General features: G+C 39.5%; 8 protein-coding genes and 1 tRNA gene. 7 read left to right on the forward strand and 2 right to left on the reverse strand.

What is annotated here, in order from left to right; translation table 11 throughout:
* Positions 1-106: 106 nt before the first annotated feature.
* Positions 107-3616: a hypothetical protein gene (locus tag R8G66_32285; GenBank protein ID MDW3197102.1), complete on the reverse strand. Its 3510-nt coding sequence runs from the start codon at positions 3614-3616 to the stop codon at positions 107-109.
* A 588-nt stretch (positions 3617-4204) separates the two neighbouring features.
* Between R8G66_32285 and R8G66_32290 the strand changes: the two genes are divergently transcribed.
* The 3 genes from R8G66_32290 to R8G66_32300 all read left to right on the forward strand — a co-directional run bounded on the left by R8G66_32290 (position 4205) and on the right by R8G66_32300 (position 9068).
* Positions 4205-6427: a hypothetical protein gene (locus tag R8G66_32290; protein ID MDW3197103.1), complete on the forward strand. Its 2223-nt coding sequence runs from the start codon at positions 4205-4207 to the stop codon at positions 6425-6427.
* Between the two features lie 1682 nt (positions 6428-8109).
* Positions 8110-8586, forward strand: coding sequence for a hypothetical protein (locus R8G66_32295; protein MDW3197104.1), 477 nt, complete (start codon positions 8110-8112; stop codon positions 8584-8586).
* A 281-nt stretch (positions 8587-8867) separates the two neighbouring features.
* Positions 8868-9068: a hypothetical protein gene (locus R8G66_32300; GenBank protein ID MDW3197105.1), complete on the forward strand. Its 201-nt coding sequence runs from the start codon at positions 8868-8870 to the stop codon at positions 9066-9068.
* A 1571-nt stretch (positions 9069-10639) separates the two neighbouring features.
* Here R8G66_32300 and R8G66_32305 read toward each other — a convergent pair.
* Positions 10640-10715, reverse strand: a tRNA-Phe gene (locus R8G66_32305).
* A 178-nt stretch (positions 10716-10893) separates the two neighbouring features.
* Here R8G66_32305 and R8G66_32310 point away from each other — a divergent pair.
* The 4 genes from R8G66_32310 (at position 10894) to R8G66_32325 (ending at position 15794) form a co-directional block, all read left to right on the forward strand.
* On the forward strand, positions 10894-12219 hold the full coding sequence (locus R8G66_32310) for a (Fe-S)-binding protein (protein ID MDW3197106.1): 1326 nt from the start codon (positions 10894-10896) through the stop codon (positions 12217-12219).
* 110 nt (positions 12220-12329) lie between these two features.
* A complete protein-coding gene (locus tag R8G66_32315) occupies positions 12330-13121 on the forward strand; it encodes a (Fe-S)-binding protein (protein ID MDW3197107.1) in 792 nt (263 codons plus the stop codon).
* Between the two features lie 101 nt (positions 13122-13222).
* On the forward strand, positions 13223-13708 hold the full coding sequence (locus R8G66_32320; protein MDW3197108.1) for a hypothetical protein: 486 nt from the start codon (positions 13223-13225) through the stop codon (positions 13706-13708).
* A gap of 94 nt (positions 13709-13802) precedes the next feature.
* Positions 13803-15794, forward strand: a complete 1992-nt coding sequence (locus R8G66_32325; protein MDW3197109.1) for an OmpA family protein — start codon at positions 13803-13805, stop codon at positions 15792-15794.
* Positions 15795-15963 lie beyond the last annotated feature (169 nt).

Here is a 15963-nt window from a genome sequence, read left to right on the forward strand (position 1 = left end):
GCTCCAAATTTTATGAACCTTCCTCCGGTTGAGAATTTAAAAACCATGAATCGCTCAGCTATTGCATTGTAGTTAAATTCGACATCTAGTTTGTTACATTCAACCATTAGACAATTTCGGATTTAAGATGAATAAGTGCTTCTTCATTAACCTTATTTTGGGTGATACTAAACAAATATGGAATTTCAACGACTCTGCCATCTGATGATGATGTGACTTGATAATCACTTTCCGCTAGGATGTTGATGATGAACACCTTTTTTCCTCCGATTTTATTTAGCTTCCCATTGATCTTCTCCAATTCTCCACTGGCATCAAAAACAGTACTTTCACGCCAATGTTTGAAGTCCACATATATTCCTTCCTCGATACAAAAATCAAACAACTCAAAATATTGATCTGGCATATCCAGAAGAGGAATATTGAGATACTCGTTAAAAATGAACTTACCAATTTCCTCCCCCAATGCTCCTAAATAAATGTTTCTGAACATAGGAGGGTTTAAAAGATAAAAGCTTTGTTCAAAGGATTTTTTCCACCCCATGGAACCGAAATGGGCTTCTAAGCCAGGAATACGTAATAGACTCGACAACCTCGCCGCTTTTGCAGAGACCCAATTTTTCCCTTCCCCATTGAAGTTCACATGTATTGTATCAAAATCCTGTTTTTCTGTGTAAGAATATTGATCCGAGAGCGTTGGGAGTTGTGTATATAGCTTTAGCTCTCTGTGAAACCTTTGAACTTCCTCAATTTCAATAAAGGGATGTTTTAAAGCTTGCTCTCGAAAGAATTTCCAAGTTGTTATGGACTCTTGATTCCAGTAGTCCTTACTCAATATTGCTTTAATCTTACTATTTGTTTTTCTAGCAAAGAGATTACCCAGATTCACTAAACGTTCTAGCTTTTCACTTTCAAAATTCTTTTCTACAGGGGAAATCGGAGGATTGAGAAGCATCGCTTGGAACTCGTGAAGAACTAGCATTTCCTCACTATTAATTCCTTTTATAAAGGGATATATATCCTCATCGGCATATATGAAAATATTTGGCTCTTTCAAATTGGTTCTGCAAATCCTGCCCACTGCCTGAATAATAACCTTTGCTAAATGATTGGCATAATTCCGTTTGTTATACATCCCTTTTTCAAAATCTTCAGGTCTTTCCGGTTTGTTCCCAGAATATGGATTTGCCTGAAGATTCTGAAACGCATATTTAACTTCGTTTTTAAGTTTCCTAGCTGAAATGTCTCCGTGATCTTGAAGAAACTCCAGTTGAAACAAATATTTAACAAAACTCTCTTCATCCAAGTCTGGTGAGATATTAACTAATAAGTGGCTAGGCTTATCGAGATAAAGCCCGTTAATATCAGTTTCTAATTCTCTTTGATTGAAATCATTAATTCTTATCAGACCTTGATCATCCATTGGATGGAATTGCAGATTTTGACCGGCACCCATAGTTTGATATGTGGATATGATGAAAATCTTTTTACCTGTGTCAAGATTCGCAATTAACTCCTTCTTCTGATTATCAAAATCCACTCCATAGAGTAAATCGTAAGTACGTTTCACCGAATCTGGTTCTTCAGGATTAATCTTGTCGTATTTAGTTGTAGCGATTAGATATTTGAAGATTATTTCCAGAATGTTTAAGTCTAACTGATAATCATTCGGCTTGGGCATTTTGTTTAAGAGGCACAAAAAGGCCTTAATGTCATCTTTTAAAAGAAAGGCCTTATAGCATCTGGCGATCTTTAAATATCGATTGATATTGTAATCCTTATCAAGTGTAGACCTTAATCTATTCAAGACATCAGAGGCGATCTCTTTGTTTTCAAATAGTTCTTCGAATGCCGCATCTGTAAGTTTTTTTGCATTCGACAAGTAGTTAATATGTATTTTCAACTGGTCATAACCTAAAGTGGCGTTATCATATATCTTTTGCAGATAAGTCAACTCCTCCTTATTTGATGTTAGGTATCTTTCACCGAGTTGTTGCTTAAGGTATTGTAGATCATAATTCCCGGTTACGCAATCGATCTTTGCAGTTGCTGACACACCTATTACTTTCGACTTTTTGCAAAGTTTCAGTAAAAACTTCTCTGGTGTATTCTGAAAAGAATAGATAAATATCTTGGATTGTGTGGCGTGTTCATCACTGTCTACAAAATCATAGTACCGAAACCCCTGATCATAAACAGTAAGATTCACAGAGAGGTCTCTGTCAGTATCTTGCTGAATTTTACTCTCAGTAACAATGTTGTCAATGATAAAATCTCGATGACGTCTCTCAAGCCGAAATTCATCTAGTACGGTATGTAAAGCAGCTTCAAATGTATAATCTTCATTTCGCCTTTGGTCTTCACCTTTTCTCCTCTGAACGTAATTAGAAGCAATGAGCCTAACTCCATTTTGGAAATAGTTCAAAAATCCTCGTATTTGATTTAATAACCACAATACACTTTGTTCATCTAACTTTGGTTTTTCATTTACAAAATGAATCGCATTAAACTGCTCATTTGAATTATAGCGTATTGCCACAAACCTCTTTTCATCTTGGAGTACCGTGTGATAGGTGAAATCATGAAATAAGAGATTTCTAGTATTATTTTCTGCATCTACAGTTTTGTAACTGTAAGGAAGTCTAAACCTTTCTGAGATCTCGTTTGCTTTCACTTTGAATTGCTCCAGAATGTCTTCCGGCATTTGCACTGGAGGGAGGCCTTCCTCTTCGTTTTTTCTATCCCACTCCAAGTTTTCCCGACTAGGTTCTAATAAGCTAAAGGGAAATCTGTTTGTTTCCAGGCAAGTATGAATTTCATTGAAAAGATGAATAAAGTCTGTTTTCTTATCTAAACCATTTTCTATGATCCTATTCAGAATTCGCTCTTTAGTTGAATCGAATTCGTCGATAAAAATGAGAGCGTCTTTTGTTATTTCGTGTTCATGAAAGAAATAAGATGGTTCTATGATCGTGGTATTCTTGGCAAAGAATTTATCAATACTTAGAAAATATACTTTTCTCTCGTCTGTGAAAACTGGAGGATAAAGCTTTCCAATCCATTGAAAGTCGGAATTCTTCTTAACTGCTTTCTTGCGATCTCTTTTTTTCGGAAAATCTTTAGACAACATTTCGGATACAAACCTCCGGAATTTAGGCTCTAACTTCTCTCTGATATTCTTTTCTGATTGCTCAATCATCTTAAGCTCAAAAGACTTGATTTTACCTGTTCTTGAATTTTTGTAATCTTGTAAATACTTTACTTCAGATCGCAAATTTTGAAATGAACTGTTCTTCTTAAAGTAGTCAGGGATATCACTTTCTACTATGAGAAGGTTATTGATGACCAATTCCTGGTTTGAATCAATAAATAGAACTGATTTATCAAAAATTTCTCCCTTCCCATTATCATAGCATCTTGTTCTAAGAGATTCTATAGGAAGGTTCTTTTTTAGGGAAGTAATGAAAAAGATCTTCTTCTTGCCAAGATGTTCAAGGTTCTCGAAAATGTAATTCAAGATGTGGTAAGTCTTTCCAAATCCGGTTGGAAGATCTAGCAAAAAAAGTCCATGCTTACTTACTTCGTCTGAGCAGTATTTATTGAGTAATTGATCCATAAAAGAACCTTTCGAAACAGGTAATTGGAAATTTAGAAACTTTTATCTTTGATGAAGTACTCCTAATTCAATTAGTTCGCTGAATTTCTCTACTTTCCTCGCCATAGGGTAGACTAAACCAGCCCTGTAGTCAAACAGATATCCAGAATTTGTCTTCTTAAAATGGACTATCAATCAACTCACTCCAACTTAAGTCGTAGTTGTTTTTAAATATTCTTCTGGAAGGTACATTAGTCAAGTAACTTGGACCTTCAGTGAGATAAGAACTCAGGAAAAGGGGTAAATTGACCTATAAGAGTTAATTATTGGGTAAAGTTTGGCTTAGGAATATTCGAGCTACTGAGCCTCACCAAACTGAATTCACAGCAGACATTTATTCGTCAGGTACACAGCTACTTAGGATTATTGAAGTCCTATGGATTTGATTGGCTTTCTTTACCTGTGACAGTAATTGGGTCATTTCTTGGAGTGGAATTCATATAACTAGATCTTATTTTCATTTAAAAACAACGACTCGGCGTTAATTCGTAGCTACCTTTCTGGTATTCAGCACTACTTTCGCTTGGAAAGCCAGATGCAGTTACCTATATGTTTAAGGGGAAAAACAAAGACGACCAAGGCAGTTCAGAACTCAACTTCTTCTTATTAGATCAGGAGTCAGACACAGAGAAGCTAAAAGTTATTGGAGAAAAATCAGAGAAGATATTCAAGGATAGTCTCAATACACTCCAGAATATCATAACTCAATTTGATCCTTTACAAATTCCATCGGTCTTAGCTTATTACACTTCAATTTTTCATCAGACGAAAGAACGACCCCAAGATTTTCTTTTACCCGCATACGTGGAATTCGTACAGGCTTTAACCCTTAAACTTCCCATAGAAAAGTTCGAAGAACATCCAATGCTTGGAAAGCACATAGAGCAATTTCAAAAATCACTATCAGACTTATTCCATGCAGACCTAACTAAAGCATACAAGGAACTCAGCGATCAGGAACAAAATACCGAAAATTATAAAAAGTACATTCAGAGCCATGTACAAGGCAAAACTAAAATCGAACGAGATTGGGCATTCTCTTTTCAGGTAGTAGAATTTGCCAAAGAATTATTTAAACCCCTCAACCAAAAATTTCATGAAATTTATAATGTATCTATCCAGGATTTATTAGAGGAATTTGATAACATAAACAGGATGATTTCAGATAGGATAATCAAACATTCTGAACTGATAAATCCTGCCTATAATGCAAAAACTTGGCAAGAAGCACTCCATGTTTATTGGACTCGGCTTGGTGTAACTCCAGACCCAAAACAGATGGAATCAGAGTTTTTGAAAATTGGCCTAAAATCCGATGAGGAGAAGCTAGCAACTACAATAGGTTTCATATCAAGTCATCATGATTTGAAATTATCTGAAGTTTTTACAATTCATCCAACAGATTTGAAAAACCCAGATACTTGGAATGTTATTGAAGCTGTATCAATATCATTTGGTGATTTAAATGATAAAGAGACTGCCCATTTTTTTATGGATAATCCAGTCTTAAAAAAACCATTCATTTCATTAAAGAAAGACGAATTACAAATCCCTTGCTATTGGAGTTTATCTCACTACAGGATAGAAATAATCGAAAAACTTATACGCAGTTCTCCACCCTTGAACAAGTATTACTTAGACAAACAGATAAAAGGTAAATTTCTTGAAGAAGCCACTCTCAATTTACTAAAGGATAATTTCTCGCAAGCCTCAATTTTTACAAGTAGTGAACTTAGAAATGAGAAGAATACAGATACCGAAAATGATATTCTATTAATATTAGATCATACGGCAATCTTGGTTGAATGTAAATCGGCTGATCTTTCTGATTCATCAAAAAGAGGAAGTCTTAGAAGGTTAAAAGAAGACTTTAAACAAAACATTATCAAAGCATATACTCAATTAGAGTCATTTACGACGTATCTCAAAGCGAATCAGGGGCCGATACGTCTGCCAAAAAAGGGGGGCGGATTTAATGAGTTCGATACAAGTGCTATCAAGCAATGGATTAAACTTATTGTTACACTAAAACCAATGGGTTTTCTGAGCGCGCATACACCAACTTTGCAGAAAGCAGAACTGCTCGACATCTCTGATAGGGATCTTATTTCAACCATTTCACTACCTGATTTACAGATAATAATGAACCTCCTACCAAATCAGGCTCACAAAATTCATTATCTGCAAAAAAGAAAAGTAGTAGAAGAATCATTCAACTATTTCGGTGATGAACTCGACCTCTTAGGATTATATCTAAAAACAAGTTTCAATTTGCCGGAGAACTCAGAAACGAATTGGATCATAAGCGATTTAGCAAGCTCTATATATAAAATCTACAGTACAGGACGATTCTTGAATGATCGAGACGAAAAGCCATCAATTAATACCACCCAATACTTCATGGATATCATCAATTCGTTGCAGGATAGATCGACTCCAGGATGGTCTGTGCTCACTTCCTTTTTACTAAACATCCCTCATGGCGATCAAAAAGAAATTGAAAAAGGTATTCTTAGCTTAAGAGAAGAAAATTTAAAGAATCACCAATTTATTTATGCGAACTATCGTTACCGATTACTTGGGATAGACTATATATTGATGATTTATTTTCACGATTTATCTGATAAAGATGAAAGAGACGAACTCATGTATCAGGTAATGAATCAGCTCAAAGAAGAAAAGGGAATATTAGAGTTTGCTGCAATTGGTTTCAATAAAAGCAATGAACGTTATCCATATAATCTAGTGGGCTATTTCAGCTACAATTCCTAAACCTGTCAATGTCAAATAGTATATCGGATCATCTTTTTTGCCAAAATCTGATGTTTTTTAAAAAAGTCAAGCCGCTGCGTTGAACTTTAGGAATATCAAGCTGTATCCTTATTTACAATCTCCAATATCTCTAAGTCCATAAGATTCCTTAGCAAATGCATCTCCTTGCTAAAGGAGAAAGAAGCTGAAAATGGCGGGATCTTGAATGTAGTTACATCAAAGAGGTTTCCTTAGGAATTATCAAGGTTTCTTAAGGAATTGCCGTGATTTACATGTCAGAATTCGCTTTAGTCAAAACAACTTCCTTAAGCGCTCCTGCGATTTTTTAACGGATGTAAGAGGTATGAATTCATTAAGGCGAGTTTGCTTAGGAAAAGGATCTTACATAGTCGAGTTTCCTTAAGGGCTTTCAAAATTCAACACACCCGCCTTAAGGAGTTTCGGAATAAAAAATCCTAAGCGTTCTTTAAAATTCCTTAGCAAATATCTAGTTTTCTTAAGAAATACGGTGATTCTCTTATCAGCATGCGCTGCAATCATAACGAGCTTCTTAAGCGCACCTCCGCTTTTTTAAAATACCATGTATGAACATTGACTTCAACAAGGCGAACTTGCTTAGGAAAAGCGCTTACGTGGTGTGAGTTTCCTTAAGAGCTTTCAAAATTCAACACACCCACCTTAAGCAGTGTGCGAATAAAAAGACCTTAGCATTTCTTAAAAATCCTTAGCAAATGCACCTCATCGCTAAAGTAGGGAGAAGCTGAAAATGGCAAGATATTGAATGTAGCTACATCAAAAAGGTTTCCTTAGGAAATATCAAGTTTTCTTAAGGAAATGCGGGGGGCTTCATATCAGCATGCACTTACAATGAAAACAAGTTCCTTAAGGAATGGGCATGACATTTCTATTCGACTTCTTAGCCAAGTACAATTATTTGATGAGGTTTCTTGAGGAGTAGCTTAGAAAAATTATATTTTAATAGATATTTCATTTCAAGAAAGGAACGGAATCTCACTTTTCTAGCAAATAGCTTTCCTTAAACCTTATCGATCTGCTCATAAATAATGACTGGTGGCATGTGATATTCCAATCTGACTCCATCAACTAAAAGGCGTTCGGATGATCTACCTCAACACTTATTAGTGGGCAGTAATTTATATGTGGGATAAATTAAAGTTCAATTAAGGAGGTAGCTAAATAAGCGTAAGACACGGAGCCTCTAATCTCCTTAAAAAGGATCATTGAGAGAGCCAACCGTATCGAAGAACGGTCAAGTTCTTAGATTATGGAAGTACTTTGATCACAATTCTAAAAAAGGGATAGCTGATCTTCCCATCAATTATTCTTACCACCAGTTGCCTTGTGAGGAAAACTCATAGCACCCTTCTTGGAAATTGAACAATTCTAATATCACTTATTGGTAGCCTCCAGGTATCCTTCCGAACATTCTCATCAATTATCACCACTAAATAGGTGTAGTTAAGGTAAGTGTGAAGGTATGTTTTTGTACCGATTTGCCATTTTCAGGCACAGAAATATCGTCGAAAATTGACTTTAGAAAGCAGCTTAATTATACTTGTAAGTAATTGATAGACAAATACTTGAACTAGTTTACAATTTCTTTCACCTCAGTTTTCAAATAGTTTACAATGAGTTTCATCTCGCTTTACATCTAATTTACAATGAGTAACAAAACCCTGAACAATTACAGCAAATTACAACAACAAATCGACCAGGTAATCGGCAAGATCGGATTAGACAAAACCATCTTTTTACTGTCAAGTTTTATCGACTCCTCAGACATTGCCGTTTCTCAACCTCAGAAGTTCCAGATGCTATCCCGCTACCTGATTACAGAATGCATCCGCGTCTTCGAACTCAATGACAAACTGTTCTTTACTTCCAACATCCAGGAATACAGAGACGCAAGGATGGTTTGCTATCATTTACTCAAAAAATACACGGGATTGAGCTATTCCAAAATCGCTGAAGACTTTGGATTAACAAAACGGAACATCCTTTACGGGGCTAAAAAGTGTGAGGAGAAGCTATCGGTGCCTTACTACTATGAAGGATTTGTTGAGAAATACGACTTGCTTGAAGGCACTTTCCTGCAATTCATTTCTAAACTATCTCCAAAGGCTGAAGATCATAATTGAAATGCTGATATAAGAAATAGGTTGAGCCAAAAAAAGGACACAAAAACAGGTTCAATTTCGGCTGAAAATATGGAGCACTTTTTGACGCGCTATGAATTGCAACAAAATGGGGCATTTTGACACGATAAAACGGGTATTATCATCCTTAGTGAGGATGAATCAAGATTTTTTTGTCAAACATTAGTTTATACCCTTGGTACAAAAGCGAACCTTGTCTTGTTTCCTCCTCACAGCTAATCTTATCCTCATAACAACAGTGAAAGGAATAGCTAAACGACATCATGAGGCAAAGCTCAATATCAGAAAAGAAAGACTTACAGGAGACGAAGCTCACCATCGAAGAACTAAGACAGTTTGATGGTTTTGAGGATATTGAAGAAGAACAAGGGCAGGAACTCATCGATTTTCTCCATGGCTTTTGCATCCTTATCTACGAAAACTACGTTAGTACACCCAAGACATCACAACATTATGAGCAATAAAAACTTAGACCGGTTCCTGAAGTTCGCTAACAAAAACGTTCGTGTACCCATCAGGAATTCAAGAGATGTCGTCATTTATACCCGTGTATCCTCCAGAGATCAAATGGAGAATGGGGCAAGTTTGGATACACAGATGAAGTACTGTAAGGAATTTGCTCGCAGAAAGGAATTGAATGTTGTTGCTTTCTTTGGTGGCACTTACGAATCAGCGAAATCAGATGACCGAAAGGAGTTTCAACGCATGATCAACTATGTAAAGCGATCAAAGAACGTTGCGGCCATCATTGTCTATTCCTATGATCGATTTTCCCGCTCTGGCAATAATGGAGCGATGATCAGTGAGGACTTACAAAAGAAGTATGGTGTCTCTACTTTATCAGTCACACAGGAAGTCAATCCCGAAAATGCAACAGGGGCTTTTCAAAGAGACATGTTCTATCTGTTCGGCAAGTTTGACAATACCCAAAGAACAGAGAAATCCATCACAGGGATGCGCGAAAAGATCAGAGAAGGACATTGGGTATGGGCTATTCCAATTGGCTATAAGAACTTAAACAAGGGACAAACAGCCGATAAACATGAACTCATTATCACAGAGCAAGGAGAGTTACTCAGACAAGCGTTTCATTGGAAGGCTGAAAGAGATATGCCGACCGTTGATATTGCTAAGCGGTTAACCAATCAGGGATTGAAGATGACAGACAAGAAACTGTCCAAGATCTTTCAGAACCCATTTTACTGTGGCGTACTAACCAGTCGCTTGCTACCCGGAGAAGTATATCGAGGAAAACACATCCCTTTGATTACTGAAGAGCTATTCTGGAAGATTAATGATCCAGACCATAATCATCCGAGAAAGAAGGGATACAAGGTGCAATTACACAATGATAGACTGCCATTGAAAGTATTCACCAAGTGCGATGATTGTGGAGCGCCTATGACTGGTTACTTGGTCAAGAAGAAAGGACTGTACTACTACAAGTGCAGAACGAAAGGCTGCAGCAAAAACAGAAACGCAGATGTAGTCAAACAGGGATTTGAATCGCTACTCAGCAGCTTTCAATTAGATCGCAGATATCAGGACATATTAGCGGCTCAGATGAAGAAACTGTTCTTCAAACTGAATGAGGATAAGCTACAGGAATTAAAGGCTTACAAAGCCAATTTAACAGAGGTTACAGGCAGGTTGGAAACCATAGAAGAGAGATTTGCCATTGGGGAAATAGATCGTCCTATATTCGAGAAATATCATCTTAAATACCAAGGGGAGAAACTGGAAATCGAGGGAATGTTAGAAAATGCCTCAATTAGCAGTTCGAACCTTGAGCAATGCGTAGAATACACCGTCAATTTAAGCGGTAACTTGCTGAAAATGTGGCGAGAAGCAGATATTCTGGGCAAGCAAAATATTCAATCTCTGGTATTTCCAGAGGGAGTCAGGTATAATCGAGAAAAAGACGAAGTTCGAACCGAAAGAGTAAACATATATTTCAGTGTAATACCCACACTATCAGCTCATTACAGAGAGGAAAAAGAAAAGGGAAAGTACTCTAAAAATACTTTCCCCCATTTGGTGGTGCTGAGTGGATTCGAACCACCGACTCACGGATTTTCAGTCCGATGCTCTACCAACTGAGCTACAGCACCCTGAAAAAGTGGATGCAAAAGTAGATAAAACTATTTAACTACCAAGCCTTGTGAGAAAATTGCTCAAAGTAATTTTAAAATGCTCTGCATGCATAATAAATTTACTCTGCATGCATACTATTATTTCACGTCTCCTTTATATTTGAGGACATTAATCCAAATCCATTCTTCATCAGACATGGCTATCGTTGCACAAATCGCCTTCATTTTAATCGCTGGTTTCTTCGGATTCCTGATCTATAAACGCGTCACGCGGATTCGAAAAAACATTCAAATGGGAAGAGACCAGGACATTGCCCCGGATCCGGAGCGATGGTCTAACCTGATCCTCATTGCTTTTGGACAGAAGAAAATGTTCAAGCGCATCATTCCCGCTATTTTCCACCTCTTTATTTATGTGGGGTTTGTATTGATCAATTTGGAGGTACTGGAGATCATCATTGATGGTGTCACCGGTAGCCACCGGATCTTTGCTCCCTTGCTCGGTTCAGCCTACGCCCCGCTGATTTCCTTCTTTGAAGTGTTGGCTGTTTTGGTACTGGTGGCTTGTGTGGTCTTTTTGATCCGAAGGAACGTTATGAAAGTACCTAGGTTCACTAAACCTGAAATGAATGGCTGGCCGGCCATGGACGGAAATTTGATCCTTGTGATCGAGATTGTGCTGATGGTGGCGATCTTGTCGATGAATGCAGCGGATTTGGTGTTACAAAGTCGGGGAGCAGATCATTATCCGGTGACCGGAGCCTTTTTGGTCAGCAGTAGCATGACTGGACTATTTTCGGGATTGGGAGATGGAGCCCTTGTAATTGTGGAGCGGGCCGCCTGGTGGTTCCATATTGTAGGCATTTTCGCTTTTGCCCTTTATGTTACCTATTCCAAGCACCTGCACATTTTCATGGCTTTCCCTAACACATATTTCGGGAAAATTCAGCCAAAAGGCCAAATGGACAACATGCCTGAGATCACCAATGAGGTAAAAATGATGTTGGGTATGCCAGCCGAAGGAGATCAGGCACCACCCCCTGAAGGCATGAAATTCGGAGCGAAAGACATCAACGATCTGAGCTGGAAAAACCTGATGGATGCTTATTCCTGTACGGAATGTGGACGTTGTACCTCAGAATGCCCTGCGAACCTGACCGGTAAGAAATTGTCCCCTAGAAAAGTGATGATGGACACCCGGGACCGAATGGAAGAAGTCGGATTGTCGCTCGATAAAGGTGGAAAAGGTTTGGAGGATGGTAAGTCATTATTAGGTGACTTCATCACCAAAGAAGAGATCAATGCGTGTACCAATTGCAATGCTTGTGTAGAAGCTTGCCCGGTCAGCATCAATCCCCTGGACATCATTTTGCAGATGCGTCGATATGTTGCCATGGAAGAGTCTGGTTCGCCTGCTTCATGGAACTCCATGTTCCAAAATGTAGAAACCAATTTCGCACCATGGAAATTTTCGCCACAAGACCGCTTCAACTGGGCGGAAGAATTAAAAGATAAAGCTTAATCCTATTGATAAATTATCGTCACACTGAGGCTCTCGCCAGCCAGCCGGCTTGGCAGGAAGTGTGACAGATATTAACAAATAGGATCATAACCCAATAAGAAAAAGAAATTATGTCAGAGATCATTATTCCCACCGCATCAGAATTTGCCGCAAAAGGCGAGACCCCAGAAGTATTGTTTTGGGTAGGATGCGCGGGTTCGTATGACGACCGTTATAAAAGCGTTACCAAAGCCTTTGTGAAGATCTTGCACCATGTGGGCATCAAATTCGCGGTTTTAGGACCAGAAGAAACTTGTACGGGTGATCCGGCCCGACGTGCAGGAAATGAATTCCTGTTCCAAATGCAGGCCATGGCCAATATTCAGGTATTGGATGGCTACGGGATCAAAACCATTGTCACGGCTTGTCCACACTGTTTCAATACGCTGAAAAACGAATACCCTGATCTGGGTGGAAACTATGATGTAATCCATCACTCTACCTATTTACAGCAGCTGATCGATTCCGGAAAGGTGTCCCTGAAAGGAGGAGGAACTTTCAAGGGCAAGAAAATCACTTATCATGATTCTTGTTTCCTGGGACGTGCTAACAACGTCTATGAAGCCCCTCGAAAAGTGCTGGAAGCTTTGGACGCAGAGCTGGTAGAGATGAAGCGTTGCCGAACCAAAGGCTTGTGCTGTGGTGCTGGCGGAGCTCAGATGTTCAAAGATGCAGAGCAAGGAGACAAAGAAATCAACATCGAAAGAGCGGAAGAAGCCCTGGATACTGGTGCCAGTACCATTGCCGTAGCTTGTCCTTTCTGTATGACGATGATGAGCGATGGCGTGAAAAACAAGGAAAAAGAAGATCAGGTACAGGTCCGGGATTTGGCAGAGCTTATTGCCGAATCGGTAGACGCCTAAAGCTTGAAGTTCATAGTTTCTGAATAAAAACTCCCTTTGGAAACTTTCCGCCAGACTCCTTTGTAATACGTTTACGAAAGTCTTTTCACTACATTTGAATCATGAGAGCGGAATTTGAGGAATTACCCGGGCACGCCAGGTTATGGGTGTACCAGGCCGATCGTTCATTGAGCAAGGAAGAAGTAGAGCTTCTTACGAATATCACGGCGAACTTCGTGGAACAATGGCAAGCGCATGGCAAGTCTTTGAGGGCTTCCTTTGAGGTGCGTTACGACCAGTTCCTGGTCCTTGCTGTTGATGAGTCTTACAATGGAGCGACTGGCTGTAGCATTGATAGTTCGGTACAATTGATCCGGACACTGGAGCAGGAATTGAATTTATCATTCCTGGATCGCAGCAAAGTAGCGCTACTACAAGAGGACAAAGTATCCCTGGAACCATTGGCCGATTTGAAAAACCTGGCTACTCAGGGAACGCTTACCAAAAGCACAGTCGTATTTAATAATTCGGTGGCTAGTATGGAACAATACCGCGAGTCATGGATGGTTCCTGCAGGAGATTCCTGGTTGAAACGCTATTTCCGGTAGGGTTTTTGCATACTGTGCTGTTGTAAAGTTGTCTTAAAACACATCCAATTGCGTCATTTCGCCGTTTATTTAAAGTTACAAACCTATTGAAGCTATGAGGATTTTTGCCCTGATCATGATTGTGATCCTTTCTGCTTGCGGGTCGCTGGAAAAATCAATGACCAAAGGTGATTATGATGACGTCATTCGTCGTTATGCTGAAACATCACCAGAAAAGAATGATTCCGAAGTAAATTATCAGATTGCCGAAGCTTTCCGGAAATCCAATCGGATCGCGGAAGCAGTTCCGTTCTATAAAACTTCCATCGATCAGGGACACGATGATGAAACGGCTTATTTCCACTATTCCAAAGCCCTTAAAGCCAATCAGCAATACGATGAAGCGGAGAAAGTGCTTCAAACCTATGTGAAAGATGGTCGTAATGATCAGGTGATGGAATTGGCCGATAAGGAGCTGAGCAACCTCAATGATGTAGATGACCTGACCAAAAAAGACAATTATTACCGGGTCAAGAATTTGGAAGACATCAATACCCCAAATGCGGAATACTCTCCGGTCTATAAAAATAATTACCTCTATTTCACCTCCAATCGTGACGGAGGAAAAATCTATCGCAGTACAGGAACCCCGTTCACAGACTTGTACCGCATCAGAACCAGAGGTGCGAATGTGAACCTCAAAACCCTCGAAGCACTCGATCCGCTGATCAATGATCCTACGGTAAATGAAGGTTCTATTACGATCTCACCAGACGGTCTCTCCATTATCTATGCAAAAGGGAACACAGGAAAGGCTACTGGTACCAACGAAGTAAACCTTTTCTTTACGCGTTATAGAAATGGCAAATGGCTGGAGCCTAGACCTCTTTCTATTAACGAAGGAGATTCCTGGGATTCTACGCCTATTCTGAGCAATGATGGCAAAACATTGTATTGGTCTAGTACCAGGCCCGGTGGCCATGGTGGAGCAGATTTATACTCTGCAAAACTTAATCGCAGAGGTCGATGGGTAGACATCCGCAACATGGGTCCTGACATCAATACACCGGGGAATGAAATGTTTCCTTTTGTGTCACAAGATGGTAGTCTCTACTTTGCTTCAGATGGACATCCAGGGTTTGGAAATCTGGACATTTTCAAAGCCACCCGACGAAGAGGACATATCACCGTTCAGAACCTGGGCAAACCCATGAATTCGCATGCCGATGATTTCGCCTATTTCGAATTCAACCTGACTCGAGGATTCCTGGCCTCTAATCGAAAAGGAGGTAAAGGGGACGATGACATTTATACCTTCATCAATGATGATCCCGATTTGAAGATCGTCAATTACTACCTGACTGGTACAACCGTGACCAAAGACGATGGTGGTGAAAAGATCATTGTGTCGAATACAAAGGTGACGCTCATTGGAGAGGATGGCACCATACTCGATGAGGCCTTTACTGGTGAAGAGGGAGAATTCCGCTTCCGGGTATACGGTGAAGAAAACTACAAACTTTTGGCAGAGAAAACCGATTATTTCACAGTCCGAGACAATTTCTCAACCGTTGGTAAGTCTGTGGATCGCACAAAATTGACTGAAACCATTACAAATGTGGACTTTGAAACAGAGATCCCGCTAGAACGAATTGTAATTGAAAAACCAGTTGTGTTAGAGAACATCTACTACGACCTGGACAAGTCGGACATTCGATCAGATGCCGCATTAGTACTTGATAGCCTGGTGACAATCATGAACGATAATCCAGAGATTTATATTGAGCTGGGTTCTCACACAGATGCCCGACAAACTGACGAATATAACCTGGATCTTTCCTGGAGACGTGCCCGATCCGCAGTGACTTACATCATTAACGCTGGAGTGGATGCCGCGCGGGTAACTGCACGTGGTTACGGTGAGTCTGAGTTATTGATCGCAGAAGCTACTACAGAAGAAGAGCACCAGAGAAACCGTCGAACAGAGTTCAAGGTATTGCGCTACAATCCGCGGGACCGGGAGGAAGACATTCCTAAGGATGGCGAACGTGACGAGTATGACCGATTCTTCTTCGGAGACGAGCTACTGGAAGACGGTAAGCCTTAACGCAAAGGCTTCAATTTAATTTTGTCCAAAATTTTGAATCAACTTTAGCGTCATTCCTGCCGTTCCCGGATGGGACTGTGTTCAGGAATCTCAAAATTAGAAGTACTAAATGATATTGAGATTCCGGCATTCGCCGGTGGCCGGTGCCATCAGAATGACGAATACTTTT

The sequence above is a fragment of the Cytophagales bacterium genome (genome assembly GCA_033344775.1).
Lineage (GTDB): Bacteria > Bacteroidota > Bacteroidia > Cytophagales > Cyclobacteriaceae > JAWPMT01.